The organism is Microbispora sp. NBC_01389 (assembly GCF_045040095.1).
GTDB lineage: Bacteria > Actinomycetota > Actinomycetes > Streptosporangiales > Streptosporangiaceae > Microbispora.
Genome location: NZ_CP109552.1, coordinates 6953891 through 6972178, shown reverse-complemented (window position 1 = coordinate 6972178; position 18288 = coordinate 6953891). Strand labels below are relative to the sequence as shown.

Here is an 18288-nt window from a genome sequence, read left to right as displayed (position 1 = left end):
ATGGTCGATGTGGGCACGGCGGCGGCGCGGGGAAAGCAGGTATCGTCACGGGTTTCCGAGGCGGGAGCGGGCTGGGACTGCTCGCAGATCGGCACGTTCCAGGCGCTGCGCCCCAACCAGGACTCCTTCAGCTGGCTGAGCCCGGCGACCCTGTGGCGGTCGCGCAACGAGGTGATCGCCCAGCTGTTCGGCGATCCCTCCCCGAAGGTGCGCCGCCGCTGGGTGGCGGCCCAGCGCGACCGCGGCGCCGACCCCGACTTCCGGGTCGGGCTCGACCTGGGGGAGGAGTTCTCGTTCCTGCTGCTCGGCGACACCGGCGAGGGCGACGCCTCGCAGTACGCGGTGGTGCCCGGGCTGCTCAGGCTGGGTGAGGGTACGTCGTTCGCCGTCGTCGCCAGCGACGTGATCTACCCGACCGGCTCGGGCAACGAGTACTGCGACAAGTTCTTCCGGCCCTACAAGGACTACCCGGCCCCGATCTTCGCGATTCCCGGCAACCACGACTGGTACGACGGGCTCGGCGGCTTCATGCGGGTCTTCTGCGACGCCCGCCCCCTGTCCGCCGAACGGCGCGGCTTCCGCCTGTCGCCCGGCGGGCTGCGCGGGCTGTTGTGGAAAAAGCCGGAGACGATCGACGAGGACGCCCTGGCCGAGGCGAGGAAGATGCGTCCGAATCCCGGCCCGGCCCTGCCGGGGCCGTACTGGGTGATCGACACCGGCCGCCTGCTGCTGGTCGGCATCGACACCGGGATCAAGGGCACCCTCGACCGCGAGCAGGGCGAGTGGCTGCGCCGGGTCTCCGCGGACCCCCGGCCCAAGGTCCTGGTCACCGGCAAGCCGATCTACGTCAACAACGCCTACCACCCGTGTGAGATCGAGGGCGGCGGCACGGTGGACGACGTCGTCCGCGACCCGGCGAACAACTACGTGGCCGCCGTCGGCGGCGACGTCCACAACTACCAGCGCTATCCCGTACGGGTGGACGGCCGGCTCATCCAGTACGTCGTCTCCGGGGGCGGCGGGGCGTTCATGCACGCCACGCACACCATCCCGCGGGTGGACGTGGCAGGCGTCCACGAGGACGACTTCAAGTGCTATCCGCTGCGCGGCGACTCGCTGTCGTTCTACAGCCTCCTCTACAGCAGGCGGCTGCGGCTGCGCGGGCTCTACGTCACCCCGGAGGAGGGCCTCGCCCTGATGTCCCGTCAGATCGGGAACCTCCCGCCCCGGCCCACGCCCGGGGCGCCGGTCGGCACGCGGGTGAAGTGGGCGGCCCGGCTCCTCGGCGGCTGGCCGATGCCGTTCCGCCTGCCGGTCGGGCGGGTCTTCCACCGGTACATCTCGGAGCTGTCCGACTGGGACACCCCGCCCTTCTTCAAGAGCTTCCTGCACATGTCGGTCACCGGGGACACACTGCGGCTGCGCTGCTTCGCCGCCACCGGCTGCCTCCCCCAGGAGCAGGAGCCCCCGCTGGAGGACGAGGTCGAAATCTCCCTCTGACGGGATTGTCGGTGCGGGCTGGCACGCTGGGGGGATGCACGTCGTGGTCGCGGCCGGCGCCGAGGGGGGCGGGACGATCCGCCCTCTCGGCGGGACGGCGGCCCCGGTGCCCGACCTCGCCGCGGCCGTGCGGTCGCTGGAGGCCGCCGAGCGGCCCCGCTGGGTCTGGGCCGACGCGCACCGCGTCTACCCGGCCCTCCTGGCGGCCGGCGTACGGCTGTCGCGGTGCCACGATGTCGCGCTGACCGAGGGGCTGCTGCTGGGCGCCGGCGGCCGTCACGGGGAGCCCAGGCAGGCGCGGGCGGCCCACGCGCGCCTGCGCGGCCTTCCGGTGCCCGAGGACCCGCACGAGGCCGCGGAGGGGCACCAGCCGGGCGGCACGCAGGCGAGCCTCTTCGAGCCCGCGCCGGCCGAGGACCCCGCGTCCGAGGCCGCCATGGTCGCCGAGGTGGTCGAGGACCAGCTCCGCCGCGTCGCCCGCACGCCCGATCCCGGGCGGTTCCGCCTGCTCGTCGCCGCCGAGTCGGCCGGGGCGCTGGTCGCGGCCGAGATGCGGCACGACGGCATGCCGTGGCGCGAGGACGTCCACGACGAGTTGCTGACCGGCCTGCTCGGGCCGCGCCCCGCCCACGGCATGCGGCCCGCGAAGCTCCAGGCGCTGGCCGACGAGGTGGCGGCCGCCTTCGGGCAGCCGGTGAACCCCGACTCCCCGCAGCAGATCGTCCGGGCGTTCAAGGCGGCGGGGATCGAGGTCCCGTCGACCCGCTCGCACGTGCTCAAGGCGGTCGATCATCCGGCCGTCGCGCCGCTGCTCGCCTACAAGGAACTGGCCCGCCTGCACAGCGCCCACGGCTGGGCCTGGGCCGCGCAGTGGGTCGGCGGCGGCCGCCTGCGCCCCGAGTACGTCGTCGGCGGGGTGGTGAGCGGCCGGTGGGCCACCAGCGGCGGGGGCGCGCTGCAGATCCCCAAGGTGATGCGCCGGGTCGTGGTGGCCGACGACGGCTGGACCCTCGTGGTCGCCGACGCCGCCCAACTCGAACCCCGCGTGCTGGCGGCGCTGTCCGGCGACCGGGGGCTCGCGCGGGCGGCCGGGGAGATCGACCTGTACGCCGCGCTGGCCGGGGCCTTCGGCGGCGTGCGCGACTCGGCCAAGATCGCCATGCTGTCCGCGATGTACGGCGGGACCAGCGGCGACGCCTCCAAGCTGCTGCCCGTCATGCGGCGGCGCTTCCCGAAGGCGTACGCGTTCGTGGAGGACGCCGCCCGCGCGGGGGAGGAGGGGCGGATCGTCCGGTCGTGGCTCGGCCGCACCTGCCCGCCGCCGTCGGAGCGGTGGCGCCTCCTGGTGGCCGGGCCGGAGGGCGCGCGGGCGGCCCGGGACCGGGGGAGGTTCACCCGCAACTTCGTCGTGCAGGCGACGGCGGCCGAGTGGGCGCTGACGCTCCTCGCGGTGCTGCGCGGGCTGCTTCCGGACCCGGCGCGGCTGGTGTTCTTCCAGCACGACGAGGTGATGGTGCACTGCCCGCTCGGCCTGGCCGCCGAGGTCCGCGCGGCGGTCGGCCGGGCGGCGGACGAGGCGACCCGCCTGCTGTTCGGCGACACCCCGGTCCGCTTCCCGATGGAGGCGGCGGCGGTCGCCTGCTACGCCGACGCCAAGTAACGGAGCCGGTCACGCGGGCCGGTCACGCGGGCCGGTCATGCGGGCGATCGTGCGGGGACGCCGGTTACGCGGGGCGGAAGGTGTTCCAGAGGGCCTGCCGCACCGGCGCGGCGGCCTCGGTCCAGTCGAAGTCGGGCGAGGCGAACATGACCGCGAAGGCCCGGCCGTCCGCCTCCAGGTAGCGGATGACCGAGTGGACGGTGACCTGGCTGGAGTTGGTGTAGGTGTACTCCCAGTCGGCGGCGGGATAGTAGTAGTCCGCCGCCCGCAACTGGATCTGCGTGTAGTCCGGGTAGTCCTTGATGTTCAGGTTCTGCTCCGCGGCCCGCAGCGCCTCCAGGCCGCCGTCGGGGATCTTCTTGACGATGATGCTCTGCCCCGTGTCCTTGGGGCCGAGGAACCTGACGGTCCCGCTGTCGTCGGTCGTCGCCGTCCACGCCCGGGGCACAGCCATCGACACCCCGCCCTCGGTCATGAGGCGGTAACCCTCGGGCACGCGTACGGCGGGAAGGGAGCGCCCGGCCGCCTTCGCGCCGCCCGAGCCCGCCCCGGCCGCCCCGGTCGCCGGGCCGCGCGTCCCGGCCGCCGTCCCTCCCGGATCCTTGGAACCGCCCGGCAGCAGGACGAGCGCGATCGTGACGATCACCGCGAGCACGGCGACGCCCGCCACGAGGAGCAGCAGCCTGGCGCGGGGGTCGTGGTCCGTCCCTCGCTGGGTCTGCTCCTTGCGCCTGCGCCCCACCTGGGGACGGTGCGGGCCCGTGGCGTCGGCGCCCGGAGCGCGGCCGGACCTCCGGCCGTTCCGCGTGCTCGTCTCGGGCGGTCCGGAGTCAGGGGCGGAGCCCTGACTGGAGACCGGGCCGGAGACCGGGCCGGAGACCGGGCCGGAGCCGGCGTCACCGCCCAGATCGCCGGGCATGTCACCGGGCGCGGGGGTCGGCCACATGCCCTCCTTCGGCCGCTCCGGCGCGTACGACGACCCGGACGGCGACGACAGCGGGTCGAACGCCGGGGCCTGGCCGAAGGGCGTGGCGGGCCCGAAGGCGGCGAAAGGCTCGAAGGCGGCGAAAGGCTCGAAGGCGGGCTCGGCGGAGGGCCCCGGCGGCGTCCCGCCCGACGCGCCGCCCGACACGCCGTTCTGGGGGCCGCCCGAGAGACCGTTCTGGGCGAGCGGCACGCGGACCGGGCCCGAGGGCGTCTCGATGATGCGCGAGGGCAGCGGCCCGGAGGGGATGTCGAGCGGCGGCAGCAGCCCCGCCGGAGTGGAGTTCTGCGGGGTCGGCATCGACGAGGGCGTGCCCGCCCGTCCGGGCAGCACGGCGCCGTGGCTGTGCAGGATCCGTTCCAGCATCTCCGCGACCCGCGCCGCCGGGAGGCGGTCGGCCGGGTTCTTGCGGAGCAGGCCCTCGATGACCGGCAGCAGCGCGCCCGCCCGGCGGGGCCGGCCGGGCTCCTGCGTCAGCACGGCGCCGAGGACGGCGACCGCGTCGGGCCCCTCGTACGGCGGGCGGCCCTCCACGGCGGCGTACAGGGTGGCCCCGAAGGACCACAGGTCGGCGGCGTGGGTGATCGTGCGGCCCTGCAGGCGCTCCGGCGGGATGTAGGCGGGCGAGCCCATCAGCAGGCCGGTCTGGGTGATCGTGACGTCGCCCTCGATGGCGGCGATGCCGAAGTCGGTGAGCACCACCCGGTCGGCGGTGAGTAGCACGTTGCCGGGCTTCACGTCCCGGTGCAGGATGCCGGCGGCGTGGGCGTGGCGCAGGGCGTCGAGCACCCGGACGCCGATCTCGGCCGCCTGCACGACGGGCAGCGGCCCGCCCTGCCGCACGGCCTGTTCGAGGGACCACGCGCGGACCAGCTCCATGACGATCCACGGCCGCCCGTCCTCCTCGACCACGTCGTGGACGGTGACGATGCCGGGGTGGCTGAGGCGGGCCGCCGACCGCGCCTCGCGGAGCATGCGCCGGTGCGCCGACTGGGCGCCCGCCTGGTCGAGCCCGAACGGCATGAGCAGCTCCTTGACCGCGACGTCGCGGTCGAGCAGCACGTCGTGGGCGTGCCACACCATCCCCATGCCGCCGCGGCCCACGGGGGACAGCAGCCGGTAACGCCTCCCGACGAGACGGCCCTGCCCGTCGGGAACGCCGGCCGGGGGGCGCCCCGCGGGTCCCTGACCCTCTGGCATAGGGGGGACCATACCGAGCAGGCGATCGGTCGTCATAGAAAAGGTCCCCAATTCACGCTCGATCCGCAGGATCCCCCGTCCGGACCGTGCGAATTGCTCCGGATATCTGAGACTGACGACGATATTACGGTCTGATGACGGTCAAAGGGAATTCATGCGGCGGCCAGCGCGTCGAGGGCGGCCGTGAAGACCCCGGCCGGCGGGCTGACCAGCCCCGCCCCCACCTGCCCCGTCCCGGCGACGCGGCCCGCGATGCCGGTGTTCACGGCCGGCAGCACACCGGTCCTCGCCACGAGGGCGACGTCGATGCCGGCGGGCGTGCCCCGGAAGCCCAGCCCCGGGATCTGGTACGCCGGGTGCTCGGCCAGCGTGATCTCGTACATCGAGGTGGTGGCCGCGACCGCGTCGGCCACCTCGCCGCCGACGAACCTGACGATCGCAGGGGCCGCCGCCATCGCGAAGCCGCCGAGCCCGACGGTCTCGGTGATCGTGGAGTCGCCGATGTCGGGATTGGCGTCGTCCGGCCCGTATCCGCCGAGGTAGAGCCCGTCGGGCACCCCGGCCGGCCCGGTGAACCACCGGTCGCCGAGCCCCGACACCTGTATTCCGAAATCCGTTCCGTTGCGGGCCATCGCGACGACCAGGCTCGACCCCGGCACACCGCGCGCCGCGTCGGCGGCGGCTTTCGCCGCCGCCATTCCCGCGTTCAGGAAGAAATGATCGTTTCCATTGACGAAACGCAACACCTCCGCCGCGCGGCCCGGGGCGGCCTCCACGACTGCGGGGGCGATCTCCCGCAGCAGCAGGGACGTCGCCGCCCGGTTCCGGTTGTGCAGTTCGTCGCCCATCTGCAGGGCCTGCGCGACCAGCGTGCGCAGGTCGAGTGGCCCGCACCGCACCAGAGCCGCCGCGAGCACCGGCCCGAGCACCTCGCCCATCCAGCGCAGCCGCCCGACCACCTCGGGTCCGTACGCGCCGTACCGCAGGACCTTGCCCAGGCCCTCGTTGAGCGAGCAGTAGGCCGTGCCGCCGTGCTCGGCGTCGGCGACCTCCAGCATCCACATGGACGGGCTGACCACCCCCGCCATCGGGCCGACCGTGCGGTGGTGGTGGCAGGAGTCCAGGGTGATCCCCGCGCCGGAGGCGAGCCGCTCCGCCGCCTCCTCCGGGGTGGCGGCCAGACCCTCGAAGAGCATCGCGCCGATGAGCGCCCCCCGCATCGGCCCGGAGGCACGCTCCCAGGTGATCGGCGGACCGGCGTGGAAGAACGTCCCGGCCTCCAGGCCCAGCGCCTCGCGGGCCGGCCGTACGCCGGTGAGCATGGGCCGCGCGGACAACATCCTTTCCACGGCCGTCGCGTTGGCCCGCTCCCGCCGGGGGTCGGCGAGCACCCGGGCCAGGGACGCGGCGACGCCCGGGGCCGGCGGGCGCCAGTCGACCCGCCGCTGCGGCACGGCCTGCCGGTCCAGCGCCTCGGCGAGCACCTCGGCGCCCACGGTGATGACGCGCGGCTCGCCGTGCAGCATGGAGAGGGTCATCGGCTACCTCCGGTGAACCGGGTGGGACTGCCAGGGAGTGTCGGATAAATGCTGCCCGTCAGCCGTCCGCCAGGCGGCGGGCGTGCCGCGCCGCCGCCGCGTTGGAGGTGAAGACGGCCGCGCCGGCCTCGTTCAGGTTCGCTGCCTGGGCGCGTAGCCCCTGCGGGTCGCCCTCCGCGCCGACCAGCGCGACCACCACGTCCACCCCCCTGGCGACGGCGTCGCGGACCTCGGGCGCGAGCCAGGAGGACGGATCGGGGTCGGCGCCGTGCCCGAGCACCACGTCGAGCAGCACGACGCCCGAGGCGACGCCGCGCAGCGCCTCCCGGCGCAGCGACGGGTCGATCATGGGGTGGGCCCGCCCCCGCGTGTACGCGTCGTCCCCGAAGTCGGCGAACTCCGCCTCCGTGGTCGTGTCCGCGCCGGCGATCAGGGCCGCCTCGGCGCACAGCGTGCCGCCGGAGTAGAGCCCCCGCAGCGGACGCCGCCCCTCGCGGGCGGGCGCCTCGCCGGCGGGCCAGGACGGCCACTCGGGCACGTCCCGGCCGAGGGCGCGCAGCGCCTTCTCCGCGACGGCGGTCAGGTCGTCCTGTCCGGGCCCGAGCAACGCGGCGACGACCGGGGTGGCCAGGCCGAGGTCCCGTACGGCGCGGGCCGCCTCGGGGGCGGGCGGCTTGGAGACCAGCACGATCAGCTCGGTCGCCGGGTCCTCGTCCAGCGCGCGCAGGGCCTGCACGGCCGAGCGCCCGCCCACCTCGGCGGACAGGTCCCGGCCGCCCACGCCGAGCACGTGCGACACGCCGACGCCGGCGATGTCGAGCAGGCACGTCACCTGCTGGGCGCCGGTCCCCGAGGCGGCCACGACCCCCACCGGGCCCGGCCGCAGCACGTTGGCGAAGCCCAGACCCGCCCCGCCCACGACTGCGGTGCCGCAGTCGGGGCCCATGACGAGCACGCCCCTGGCCCGCGCCCGGTCCTTGAGCAGGATCTCCTGCTCGACCGGCACGTTGTCACTGAAGATCATGACGGAGAGCCCCGACTCGACGGCGTCCAGCGCCTCGGCGAAGGCGTGCTCGCCGGGCACGCTCACCAGCGCCACGGTCGCCTCCCACGACCGCGCGGCCGACCGGACGGTGCGGTGCGGCGCCTCGTCGCGAGTGCTCCCGCCCCCCGTCCCGCCCCCCGTCCCGCCCCCCGTCCCGGTCGTGGCGAGCTGCCGCTCCAGCTCGGCGGCGGCCTCGCCGAGATCGGTGGCCGCGGCCGCCCTGATCGCCACCAGCAGGTCGCCGGGCGTCGTGGGCGGGACCGCGAAGCCGAGGTCGCGGGCGAGGCCGGCGTTGAGATCCGTGCCCATCGCGACGACGGCCACGATCACCTCCGGCCGGGCGGTGAGCGCCTGGCTGACCCGCATCAGCGTCACCGAGTCGTGGTAGACGCCGGGGCGGACCTCGACGAGATCGGTCACGGCCGCTCCCGGCGGGCCGGGGCGCCCGTGACGGCGGGACCGGCGCCGATGAGGGACAGGACGGCGGACACGCCGATCTGGACGCCCCACGCCAGGTCGGCGCCGGAGGTGTGGCCGAGGCGGAGCAGGCGGTTGACGGCGGGTTCCAGCGGCTGGTGCCCGGCCGCGGCCCGCAGCACGCCGAGGACCTCCGGGCTCGCCTCGCCCCTGGCCGCGCAGTGCAGCAGGGTCGCGGAGATGGAGGTGGTCCTGGTGCGGGCGTCGAAGGTGACCGCGGCGGCGAGCCAGTCCGCCAGCCACACCGCGCGCGGGGCCCCGGCGGCCCGGCCGAGGTGGCGCAGCGCGACCAGCAGCCCCGCGAGCATGTCGTCGCCGCTCGGCGTGAGCCCGGGGCCGAGGCCGATGAGCTGCTCGGCCGCCGTGATGCTCTCCACCAGCGAGCCGCGCAGGCAGCCCCGCTCCAGCAGCGCCGGGGCCCCGGCCGGGTGCAGCCCCGGCCGCCGCGGCGTGGCCGCGCGGATCCCGGCCAGCGCCGTGGGGGCGGCCGCCAGCCGTGCGGGGTCGGCGGGGGCGAGCGCGGGAGCGGGGTCCCACCAGCGGCGGACGCCGACCGACAGCCCGCCGATCTCGATCGCGCCGTCGCCGACCCAGCCGTCGTCGCCGGCCGACACCCCGTCGAGGGACTCGCCGAGCAGCACCGCGTTGGGCAGGCGGACGCCCTCGCCCGTGACCACGGCGATGACGTGCGGCTCGCACTCGCTCCTGACCTCCAGGTAGAGCGCGAGCGGGAAGGCCGCGAGCACCCGGGCCGGGCGGCGGGGGAACTCCAGGGCGGGCCGTACGGCGACGCTCGCCGCGCCGCTCACGTAGGCCGGGGCCACCGGGGGGCGAGGGGCGGGCGCCGCCGCCCGCCGCCCCTTCTGGCGCGTGCCAACACTCACCGGGACCTCCCTCGCCAGTCGTTGCCGACGCTAAGGCCCGCCTTCCCCCCTCCGTACGGAGAAAGGTGCCAACAGTCGGCCGGATGCTTGGCTCTTCCTGACAGGACCGGCGTCGGGCAGAATCACCGTGAGACGTCCCGAGCACGTTCGACACTCCCCGGAGACGCCCTTGCGCGACGACCCGGCTCCGCCCGCGATGCGGCTGGCCAGCACCGGCACGATCCTGCACGGGGTGTCGGTGGGCGAGGTGCTCGGCGTGTCCACGCTCGCGGACGCCCGCCTGATCGCCGGCGGCGACGGGCTCGGCCGCATCGTGCAGCGCCTCAACGTGATGGAGGTGCCCGACATCCTCGCCTGGGTGAAGCCGCACGAACTGCTGCTCACCACGGGCTACCCGCTGCGCAACACCCCGCAGTCGCTCGACCGGCTCGTGACCGACCTGGACGAGCGGGGCCTCGCCGCCCTGGCGATCAAACTCGGGCGCTACCTGGACGAACTGCCGGGTGAGATGGTCGAGCAGGCCGACCGGCTGGGCTTCCCGCTGATCCTGCTGCCGGGCGACGTGGGGTTCGACGACATCCTCAACCAGGTGCTCACCGACATCCTCAACCGGCAGGCCGCGATCCTCGCCAGGACCGAGGAGGCCCACCGGGCGCTCGTGCAGATCGTGCTGGCCGGGGGCGGGATGCGGGAGATCACCGCCGAGGTGGCCGGGCTGCTCCGGGTGGCGGTGGGCGCGATCGACGCGTCCGGGCACTTCCTCGCGGCGGCCGGGGAGGCGCCCCAGGTGGCGCGGCTGCGGGAGGTCAACGCCGCCCCGGGGCGCGCGCCCGCCGTGCCGGGACGGCCGTCCGGGCAGCCCTCCGGGGACGGGCACCACGCGAGCGTGCCGATCGTCGCGGGCGGCCACCACCACGGGAGGATCGCGGCCTACAGCGTCCACGGCACGCTCACCCCGAGCGACGTGGGCATCCTGGAGCGCGCCGCGACCGTGGCCGCGCTGGTGATCACCAAGCAGGAGGCGGTCACCGCGGTCGAGAGCAAGTACCGCGCCGACTTCCTGCGGGACGTGCTGACCGGCCGGGGCGGGCTGCGGGTGGCCGAGAGGGCCCAGGCGTTCGGCTGGGACCTGGAGCGCCCGGTGAGCGTGATGGTGGCGGAGATCGACCCGGACGCCGAGGAGCGGCCCCTCCAGGACCGCATGTGCGCGGCCTGGCAGGCGTCGGTGCGCAAGCACGACCCGCGCGGCGCCGTGGCGAGCTTCTCGCACGAGGTCGTGGCGATCGTCGGGGCGTCCGCCGACCCCGCGCGGGTGGCGCGGGACGCGCTCGCGGGGATCTCCGACGGCACGTTCTCCACCGGGCTCAGCCGGGTCGCCTCCGGGGTGGACTCGCTGCCCGGCGCGTACAACCAGGCGCTGAAGGCCGCCCGGGTGGGCCGCCAGCTGCACGGGGCGGGCGCGGTCGCCCACTTCGACGAGCTGGGGGTCTACCGGCTGCTGTCGCTCGTCAGCGACACCGACGAGCTGCACTCCTTCGTACGGGAGACCCTGGGCCCGCTCGCGGCGGACGACGACGCCGAGAACGCCGACCTGCGCCGCACCCTGCAGGCGCTGCTGGAGACCAACCTCAACGTCGCCGAGACCGCGAGAAGGCTGCACTTCCACTACAACACCCTGCGCTACCGTATCGGCAAGCTGGAGCGCCTGCTCGGCAACTTCACCGAGGACGCGCACCTGCGGCTCAACCTCACCCTGGCCCTGCACGTGCTGCGCATGCGGGGCATCTGAGTCTTTAAGCTGGCGCCGTGAACGAGGCCATAACCTTCGAGCTCGACGGCGACCACATCCCGCTCTGCGATCTCCTCAAGTTCTGCCACATCGCCGACAGCGGCGGCGCGGCCAAACACCTAGTCGCCGAGGGCCTGGTCCGCGTCGACGGACAGGTGGAACTACGCAAGGCCTGCAAAATCAGGGCAGGCCAGGTCGTCACCGGCGCCGACTACACGATCCGCGTGGTGTAGGTCCGCATGGTGGAGGTCCGCGCGGTGTAGACGCTCCGGTGGCCGTCGTTTTGGCAGATCATGCCCATGTCTGTCGCGCACGCCGGTCCTAAAGTGCCCCAAACGGTCAAGAGAGTACGCGGGACGCCTGCGGGGTGGCCGAGCCCACGGCCCAGCTGGAGGGACGTACATGGCTTTCAGATGGACGGTGCACGGAGACGGCAGAGGGCTGGCACCCGGCGAAGTCGTCAAACCCGGTGAGAGGCTGAGCTGGCCGCGGATGGCCGGCATCGGCGCGCAGCACGTGATCGCCATGTTCGGCGCGACCTTCGTGTTCCCCCTCGTGATGGGGCTCGACCCGAACACCGCGGTGATGATGTCCGGCGTCGCGACGATCCTGTTCCTGCTGATCACCCGGGGCCGGATTCCCAGCTACCTCGGCACCTCGGCGTCGTTCGTCGGCGGCGTGGTGGCGGTGCGCGCGGCGTTCGGCGGCGACACCCCGGGCGCCGACCGGGTCGTCACCGGGGCGATCCTCGTCGCGGGTCTCGTGCTCGCGGTGTGCGGCGTGGTCGTCCACGTCCTCGGCGTGCAGGTCATCCACCGGATCTTCCCGCCGGTCGTGACCGGGGCGGTGGTCATGCTGATCGGGTTCGGCCTGGCGTACGTCGTGGCCGACGTGTACTGGCCGCAGGACCCGTGGATCGCACTGGTCACGATGGTCGCCACATTCGTGTTCATCGTGCTGTTCCGCGGCTTCCTCGGCCGGATCGGCGTGCTGCTCGGGCTGGTCTTCGGGTTCGTCCTGTCCTGGCTCGCCGACCGGGTGTTCGGGAACATCACCGCCTACAACGCGGGCGCCGGCGCGGTCGACACCCATCCCCGGGTGAACTTCCAGGCCGTCGCCGACGCCGGCTGGATCGGGCTGCCGCACTTCCACGCGCCGTCGTTCCAGGCGTCGGCCGTGCTGGTCGTGCTGCCCGCCGTGATCGCCCTGATCGCGGAGAACGTCGGCCACGTCAAGGCGGTCGGCCAGATGACCGGCGCCGACGTCGACCCCATGATGGGCCGGGCGATCGTCGCCGACGGCGTCGGCACCGCGGTCGCGACCGCCGTCGGCGGCTCGCCCACGACGACGTACGCCGAGAACATCGGCGTCATGGCCGCCACCCGGGTCTACTCGACGGCCGCCTACTACGTCGCCGCGGTCATCGCGATCCTGTTCGGCCTGTGCCCCAAGTTCGGCGCGCTGGTCGCCGCCACGCCCGGCGGCGTGCTCGGCGGCGTCACGGTCATCCTGTACGGCATGATCGGGCTGCTCGGCGCGAAGATCTGGGTGGAGAACCGGGTGGACTTCGCCGACCCGGTCAACATGGTCCCGGTCGGCGCGGGGATCATCCTCGCGATCGGGCCGGTCACCCACCAGATCACCGGGGACTTCTCGCTCGCCGGGATCGCGCTGGGCACGATCGTGGTACTCGCCGGCTATCACCTGCTCCGCGCCATCGCGGGCAGGCCCGCGAAGGAGGTCACAGGTGGGGAGATCGGGCTCGAACGCGACCCGGCCGTCTGATCGGCGCGTGGTCCGGACGACGCGGTGAAGCCGCCGCCGTTCGACTACCGCCGCCCGGCCACCCTCGGCGAGGCGCTCGGCGTCCTCGCCGAGGCGGGCCCCGGCGGGAAGGTCCTGGCGGGCGGCCAGAGCCTGATCCCGCTGCTCAACATGCGCCTCGCCGCGCCCGCGCGCGTCGTCGACGTCAACCGCGTGCCCGGCCTCGACGGGATCGAGGCCGGGCCGTCCGGCGTACGCGTCGGGGCCCTCGCCCGCCACGCCGCCGTCGAGCGCTCACCCGGGGCCGCGGCGGCCCAGCCGCTGCTGCGGCAGGCGCTGCGCCTGGTCGCCCACCCCGTGATCCGCAACCGGGGCACGGTGGTGGGCAGCCTCGTCCACGCCGACCCCGCCGCCGAGATGCCCGCCGTCCTCGCCCTGCTCGGCGGGTCCGTACGGCTGGCGAGCCTGGACGGGGAGCGGGAGGTGCCGGCCGCGGAGTTCTTCACCGGCCCGATGGAGTCGGCGGCGCGGCCCGGCGAACTGGCCGTGTCGGCGTTCTTCCCGGCACTGCCGGCGCGGTCGGGCACGGCCTTCCACGAGGTGGCCCGGCGGCACGGCGACTACGCGGTGGCCGGGGTCGCCGCCGCCGTCACCCTGGACGACGACCTCCGGATCTGCGCCGCCCGCGTCGCCTGCGTGAGCGTGGGACCGGTCCCGGTGGTCGCGGACGTGACCGCGGCCTGCGGCCCGCGCCCGGCGGCATCGGTGGCCTGGGACGCGGTGGCGGCCGCCGTGCGGGACCTGGTCGAGCCGGAGGGCGACATCCACGCGACGGCGGACTACCGCCGCCACCTCACGGGCGTGCTCGCCGTACGGGCGCTGCGGGACGCCGCCTCCGCGGCCCACGGGGAGGAATCATGAGCGAGACCCACCACCACGTGACGTTGACGGTCAACGGGGTCGTGCGGGAGACGACGGTGCCCGGGCGGCGGCTGCTGTCCGACTGCCTGCGCCACGACCTCGGCCTCACCGGCACCCACGTGGGCTGCGAGCACGGCGTCTGCGGCGCGTGCACGGTGCTGCTGGACGGCGAGCCGGTGCGGTCGTGCCTGACGTTCGCCGTCACCGTGGACGGCCACGAGATCACGACGGTGGAGGGGCTGGCCCGGGGCGGCGCGCTGTCGCCGGTCCAGCGGGCCTTCACCGAGTGCCACGCCCTGCAGTGCGGGTTCTGCACGCCGGGGTTCCTGTGCACGGTCACCGCGTTCCTGCGGGACAATCCGGCGCCGTCGGAGGAGGAGGCGCTGGAGGCCGTGGCGGGCAACCTGTGCCGGTGTACCGGCTACCAGAACATCCTCAAGGCGGTCCACCGCGCCGCCGAGATCCAGGCCGCCGAGCTTCAGGCCGCCGAGCTTCAGGACGGGGAGGGCGGGGCATGACGACCAGGCTGTTCGGCGAGCCGGTCCAGCGGCGCGAGGACCCCCGGCTGATCACCGGGCGGGGGCGTTTCCTCGACGACCTGGGCGCGGGCGCGCCGGCCGCCGCCTTCGTCAGGTCGCCGCACGCCCACGCGCGGATCCTCGACGTCGACGTGTCGGCCGCCCTCGACGTGGACGGCCTGGTCGCGATCTACACCTGGGAGGACCTGCCCGGCGCCCTGGCCGAGCCGCTGCCGCTGCTGATCCCGCACCCGGCGCTCACCCACGGCCGCACGGCGTACCCGCTGGCCCGGGAGATCGTGCGGCACGTCGGGGAGCCGGTCGTCATGGTCGTCGCCCGCGACCGCTACCTCGCCGAGGACGCCTGCGCGCTGATCCGGGTCGACTACGAGGTGCTCAAGCCGGTCGTGGGCCTGGAGGAGGCCGCCGGGGGCGCGCACCTGGTCCACGACGACGTGCCGGGCAACATCGGCGCGCACCTCGTGCAGGAGGTGCCCGGCCCCGGGGGCGAGACGGCGGGGGAGGCGGTCGACGCGGCCCCGCACCGGCTGGAGTTCCGCCTCGATGTGGAACGCAGCGCGTGCACGCCCCTGGAGGGGAAGGGCGTGTACGCCCGCTGGGACGCCGACGACGCGTCGCTGCGCGTCTACTCCTCCACGCAGACCTCCACCAGCGTGCGGATGGCGATCGCGGCCAAGCTGGGACTGCCGCTGCCCAAGGTGGAGGTCGTCGCGCCCGACGTCGGCGGCGGCTTCGGCGTCAAGATCGTCCATCCCTGGCCCGAGGAGATCCTCGTCCCCTGGGCGGCCCGGCTGCTGAACCGGGAGGTCAAGTGGACCGAGGACCGGCGCGAGCACTTCGTCTCCTCCTCCCACGAGCGCGGGCAGGTGCAGCACGTGCGGGTGGGCTTCGACGACGACGGCCGCCTCCTCGGCCTGGAGGTGGAGATCCTGCACGACCACGGCGCCTACACGCCGTACGGGATCATCGTGCCGATCATCACCTCGACCCAGCTGCTGGGGCCGTACAAGGTGGGCGCCTACCGGGTCGAGTTCTCCTCGGTCTACACCAACACCGTGCAGGTCACGCCGTACCGGGGCGCGGGCCGCCCGCAGGGCGTGTTCTGCATGGAGCGCACGATGGACAAGATCGCCGCCTATCTCGGCCGGGACCGTACGGAGGTCAGGGCGGCCAACTTCGTCCAGCCGGACGAGTTCCCCTACGACCAGGGCCTGACATTCCAGGACGGGCGCCCGCTGATCTACGACAGCGGCGACTACCCCGAGGCCCTGCGCATGCTCAAGGAGCTGATCGGCTGGGACTCCTTCCCGGAGGCGAAGGCGCGGGCGGCGGCCGAGGGCCGCAGCATCGGCATCGGCGTCGGCTGCTACGTCGAGGGCACCGGCGTCGGGCCGTACGAGGGCGGTCATGTGCAGATCACCTCCGACGGACGGGTGCACGTGTCGACCGGCCTCACCTCACAGGGGCAGGGCCACGAGACGGTGTTCGCGCAGATCGCGGCGACCGAGCTCGGCGTCCCTATCGAGAGGGTGTCGGTCGTCACCGGCGACACCCGGCGCTTCGGCTACGCGGTGGGCACCTTCGCCTCACGCGCGGCCGTGATGAGCGGCAACGCGATCGCGCTGGCCTGCCGGAAGGTCAGGGAAAAGGCGCTGCGGATCGCGGCCGAGGCGCTGGAGGCCGACCCGCGCGACCTGGAGATCACCGACGGGATGGTCCACGTGGCCGGCGCGCCGTCGGCGTCGATCCCGCTGGCGACCGTCGCCGTGCTGTCCAACCCGCTGCGGTACGCCTTCGACGAGGAGGCCAAGCGGGCCACCCAGTTCGCCGGGCCCGCCTCCGACGACCGGCCGCCGGTGGCGGAGGGGGAGGAGCCCGGCCTGGAGGGCCGCGACTACTATTCGCCGGTCAGGTCGACGTTCGCGGCCGGCATGCACGCCGCGATCGTGGAGACCGACCCGGACACCGCCGAGATCAGGATCCTGCGGTACGCCGTCGTGCACGACTGCGGCAGGCTGATCAACCCGATGATCGTCGAGGGGCAGATCCACGGCGGGGTCGCCCAGGGCGTCGGCGGCGCGCTGTACGAGAAGATGGTCTACGACGAGCACGGCCAGTTGCTGAACGCCTCGTTCATGGACTTCCTGATGCCGTACGCCACGGAGATTCCGCGCATCGAGACGGCCCACCTGGAGACGCCCTCGCCGCTCAACCCCCTGGGGATCAAGGGCGCCGGGGAGGCCGGGGTCATCCCGGTCTCCGCCGTCATCGCCGCCGCGATCGAGGACGCCGAGGGCATCCCCATCGACCGGATGCCCATCTCCCCCTCCGACCTCCACACCCTGCGGCGGTCCCCGTGATCGCTGTCAGAGTGCCGGTGTCACGTCCGTGTGGACGAAGTCGTCGCCCTTGAACAGCAGCGGTTCCTGACACTCTCTCGCGAGTGCGTAGGAGAAGCAGTCGCCGAAGTTCAGTCCCGCCTTGTGCCCGCTGCCCTTGCCATAATCCCAGTAGGCTCGGCGCGCAGTCCGAGCCTGGTCAGCTGTCACCGGCATGATCTGCACTCTTATCCGGAGGAGGAGGTCATCCAGCAGCCGTGAGGCGGCGGGGTCGCGGGCGCGCTCAACCACCGCCGCCAACTCCAGGTAGGTTCCCGCCGACATCCGTCGCGTCGGTGCGTCCCTGATCGCTCTGGCGAGGTCGACGGCGTCCGGCTCCCCTCTGAGGATCGCGACGATCGCGCTGGTGTCGATGATCACGTGGGGAGCCCGGTCTCAGGGTCGTAGAGAAATTCGCTGGACAGCTCAAGCCCGCCCGCTCGAGAGCGGATCTTCGCGGCAAGCGTGAGAATGTCGTCCGCCATCGTGGCGTCCTCAAGCTGCCGACGCTTCGAGAGCAGCCGCTCGTGCCGTTCCCGCAGGGCGGAGATGACGGCGGCGGTCTTGCTCTCACCGGTGAGGGCTCCGATCTCGGCGGCCAGGCGTTCGGCCTCGGGATTCTTGATGTTCAAGCTCAAGACCAACCCCTTTCTGCCCTGTGTACCTTCGGAGTCTACCCTTTCCGCCGTGCCCGAGTCAGGAGATCTCGGCGGTGAGGCGCTTGCGGAACACCCAGTAGGTCCAGGCCTGGTAGGCGAGGACGCCGGGCAGGGCGATCAGGCCGATCCAGGTGAGGAGCGTCAGCGTGTAGGGCGCGGAGGCCGCCTCGGCCAGGGTCAGGCCGGGCAGGGGCGCCGCCGACAGCACGCCGAAGACGGTGGCGGTGATCGCGGTGATCGCGGTGGCGGTCGCGGTGAAGGCCCAGCCCTCCCGGCGGCCCCACACCAGCGTCACCCCGGCCGCGAGCGCGGCGGCGGCGAGCAGGGCCGTCCCGAGCGTCCACAGCGGCCCCCTGCCGGGCACGGACGGCAGCGTGCTGAGCGCGACCGGCACCGCGCCCACCGCCGCCAGCAGGGCGGCGCGGCGGGCGCGGGCCCGCACCCCGCCGGTCGTCTTGAGCGCCACGAACACCGCGCCGTGCAGCACGGCCACCGACAGCGACAGGGCGCCGCCGAGCACGGTCGCGAGGGCCGTGCCGAACAGCAGGTTGCCGAAGATCGCGCCCCACAGGAACGCGGGCAGCACGCTGCCGGCGACGATCCCGGCGTCGCACAGGGCGACCTCGCGCCGGGAGTGGACCTTGCCGCGCCACTCCAGGCCGACGCCGCGCACGATCAGGCCCGTGACCACCAGGAAGACCGGCAGGTAGAAGCCGCTCAGCAGACCGGAGTACCACGCGGGGAAGGCGGCGAACATCGCCCCGATCGCGGTGATCAGCCAGACCTCGTTGCCGTCCCACACCGGGCCGATGGTGCCGAGCACCTGCCTGCGGTCCGCCTCCGAGCGCGACAGCAGTGGCAGCAATGCGCCCACGCCGAAGTCGAACCCCTCCAGGACGAAGTAACCCGTCCAGAGGAAGGCGATCACGATGAACCAGAAGGTCGTCAT

General features: G+C 73.9%; 15 protein-coding genes. 8 read left to right on the top strand and 7 right to left on the bottom strand.

Translation table 11 applies throughout. The features are described from left to right. Together OG344_RS30740 and OG344_RS30735 are read left to right on the top strand one after the other, a co-directional pair. Nucleotides 1-1500, top strand: a complete 1500-nt coding sequence (locus OG344_RS30740; protein ID WP_405086089.1) for a metallophosphoesterase family protein — start codon at nt 1-3, stop codon at nt 1498-1500. Nucleotides 1501-1534: 34 nt separating this feature from the next. After that, complete coding sequence (locus OG344_RS30735; protein WP_405086088.1) at nt 1535-3160, top strand: bifunctional 3'-5' exonuclease/DNA polymerase; 1626 nt, start codon at nt 1535-1537, stop codon at nt 3158-3160. Nucleotides 3161-3224: 64 nt separating this feature from the next. Here OG344_RS30735 and OG344_RS30730 read toward each other — a convergent pair whose 3' ends face one another. From OG344_RS30730 to OG344_RS30715, 4 genes are all read right to left on the bottom strand, one after another. Further along, nucleotides 3225-5345 carry a protein kinase domain-containing protein gene (locus OG344_RS30730; protein ID WP_405086087.1) on the bottom strand — a complete coding sequence of 707 codons (2121 nt, stop codon included), beginning with the start codon at nt 5343-5345 and terminating at the stop codon, nt 3225-3227. A gap of 152 nt (nt 5346-5497) precedes the next feature. Beyond that, the gene (locus OG344_RS30725; RefSeq protein ID WP_405086086.1) at nt 5498-6883 is read right to left on the bottom strand and encodes a DUF1116 domain-containing protein; all 1386 of its coding nucleotides are present in this window, start codon (nt 6881-6883) and stop codon (nt 5498-5500) included. Nucleotides 6884-6941: 58 nt separating this feature from the next. After that, a complete protein-coding gene (locus OG344_RS30720) occupies nt 6942-8348 on the bottom strand; it encodes an FdrA family protein (protein WP_405086085.1) in 1407 nt (468 codons plus the stop codon). Continuing rightward, a complete protein-coding gene (locus OG344_RS30715; protein ID WP_405086084.1) occupies nt 8345-9289 on the bottom strand; it encodes a DUF2877 domain-containing protein in 945 nt (314 codons plus the stop codon). Before OG344_RS30715 ends, OG344_RS30720 begins: the two co-directional genes overlap by 4 nt. Before the next feature lie 196 nt (nt 9290-9485). Here OG344_RS30715 and OG344_RS30710 point away from each other — a divergent pair, with 196 nt between their 5' ends. The 6 genes from OG344_RS30710 (at nt 9486) to cutA (ending at nt 16662) form a co-directional block, all read left to right on the top strand. Further along, on the top strand, nt 9486-11078 hold the full coding sequence (locus tag OG344_RS30710; protein WP_405089205.1) for a PucR family transcriptional regulator: 1593 nt from the start codon (nt 9486-9488) through the stop codon (nt 11076-11078). Nucleotides 11079-11095: 17 nt separating this feature from the next. Then, nucleotides 11096-11311, top strand: a complete 216-nt coding sequence (locus OG344_RS30705; RefSeq protein WP_405086083.1) for an RNA-binding S4 domain-containing protein — start codon at nt 11096-11098, stop codon at nt 11309-11311. 169 nt (nt 11312-11480) lie between these two features. Further along, nucleotides 11481-12863 carry a uracil-xanthine permease family protein gene (locus tag OG344_RS30700; protein ID WP_405086082.1) on the top strand — a complete coding sequence of 461 codons (1383 nt, stop codon included), beginning with the start codon at nt 11481-11483 and terminating at the stop codon, nt 12861-12863. Between the two features lie 24 nt (nt 12864-12887). Continuing rightward, nucleotides 12888-13763 carry an FAD binding domain-containing protein gene (locus OG344_RS30695; protein WP_405086081.1) on the top strand — a complete coding sequence of 292 codons (876 nt, stop codon included), beginning with the start codon at nt 12888-12890 and terminating at the stop codon, nt 13761-13763. Continuing rightward, complete coding sequence (locus OG344_RS30690) at nt 13760-14281, top strand: (2Fe-2S)-binding protein (protein WP_405086080.1); 522 nt, start codon at nt 13760-13762, stop codon at nt 14279-14281. Before OG344_RS30695 ends, OG344_RS30690 begins: the two co-directional genes overlap by 4 nt. Beyond that, a complete protein-coding gene (gene cutA, locus OG344_RS30685) occupies nt 14278-16662 on the top strand; it encodes an aerobic carbon-monoxide dehydrogenase large subunit (RefSeq protein ID WP_405086079.1) in 2385 nt (794 codons plus the stop codon). The genes OG344_RS30690 and cutA overlap by 4 nt, the downstream gene beginning before the upstream one ends. A 6-nt stretch (nt 16663-16668) precedes the next feature. Here cutA and OG344_RS30680 read toward each other — a convergent pair whose 3' ends face one another. Genes OG344_RS30680 through cydB form a run of 3 tightly spaced genes read right to left on the bottom strand, consistent with a single transcriptional unit; the run spans nt 16669 to nt 18288 of the window. Beyond that, nucleotides 16669-17061 carry a type II toxin-antitoxin system VapC family toxin gene (locus OG344_RS30680; RefSeq protein WP_405086078.1) on the bottom strand — a complete coding sequence of 131 codons (393 nt, stop codon included), beginning with the start codon at nt 17059-17061 and terminating at the stop codon, nt 16669-16671. Then, nucleotides 17058-17318, bottom strand: coding sequence for a type II toxin-antitoxin system VapB family antitoxin (locus OG344_RS30675; RefSeq protein WP_405086077.1), 261 nt, complete (start codon nt 17316-17318; stop codon nt 17058-17060). Before OG344_RS30675 ends, OG344_RS30680 begins: the two co-directional genes overlap by 4 nt. A gap of 58 nt (nt 17319-17376) precedes the next feature. Then, on the bottom strand, nt 17377-18288 hold the full coding sequence (gene cydB, locus OG344_RS30670) for a cytochrome d ubiquinol oxidase subunit II (protein ID WP_405086076.1): 912 nt from the start codon (nt 18286-18288) through the stop codon (nt 17377-17379).

Bases quoted from the DNA above. Each gene is read 5' to 3' on its own strand.
- cutA (WP_405086079.1), top strand. From the start codon at position 14,278: ATGACGACCAGGCTGTTCGGCGAGCCGGTCCAGCGGCGCGAGGACCCC.
- OG344_RS30730 (WP_405086087.1), bottom strand. From the start codon at position 5,345: ATGCCAGAGGGTCAGGGACCCGCGGGGCGCCCCCCGGCCGGCGTTCCC.
- cydB (WP_405086076.1), bottom strand. From the start codon at position 18,288: ATGACGACCTTCTGGTTCATCGTGATCGCCTTCCTCTGGACGGGTTAC.
- OG344_RS30700 (WP_405086082.1), top strand. From the start codon at position 11,481: ATGGCTTTCAGATGGACGGTGCACGGAGACGGCAGAGGGCTGGCACCC.
- OG344_RS30710 (WP_405089205.1), top strand. From the start codon at position 9,486: ATGCGGCTGGCCAGCACCGGCACGATCCTGCACGGGGTGTCGGTGGGC.
- OG344_RS30740 (WP_405086089.1), top strand. From the start codon at position 1: ATGGTCGATGTGGGCACGGCGGCGGCGCGGGGAAAGCAGGTATCGTCA.
- OG344_RS30690 (WP_405086080.1), top strand. From the start codon at position 13,760: ATGAGCGAGACCCACCACCACGTGACGTTGACGGTCAACGGGGTCGTG.
- OG344_RS30725 (WP_405086086.1), bottom strand. From the start codon at position 6,883: ATGACCCTCTCCATGCTGCACGGCGAGCCGCGCGTCATCACCGTGGGC.
- OG344_RS30735 (WP_405086088.1), top strand. From the start codon at position 1,535: ATGCACGTCGTGGTCGCGGCCGGCGCCGAGGGGGGCGGGACGATCCGC.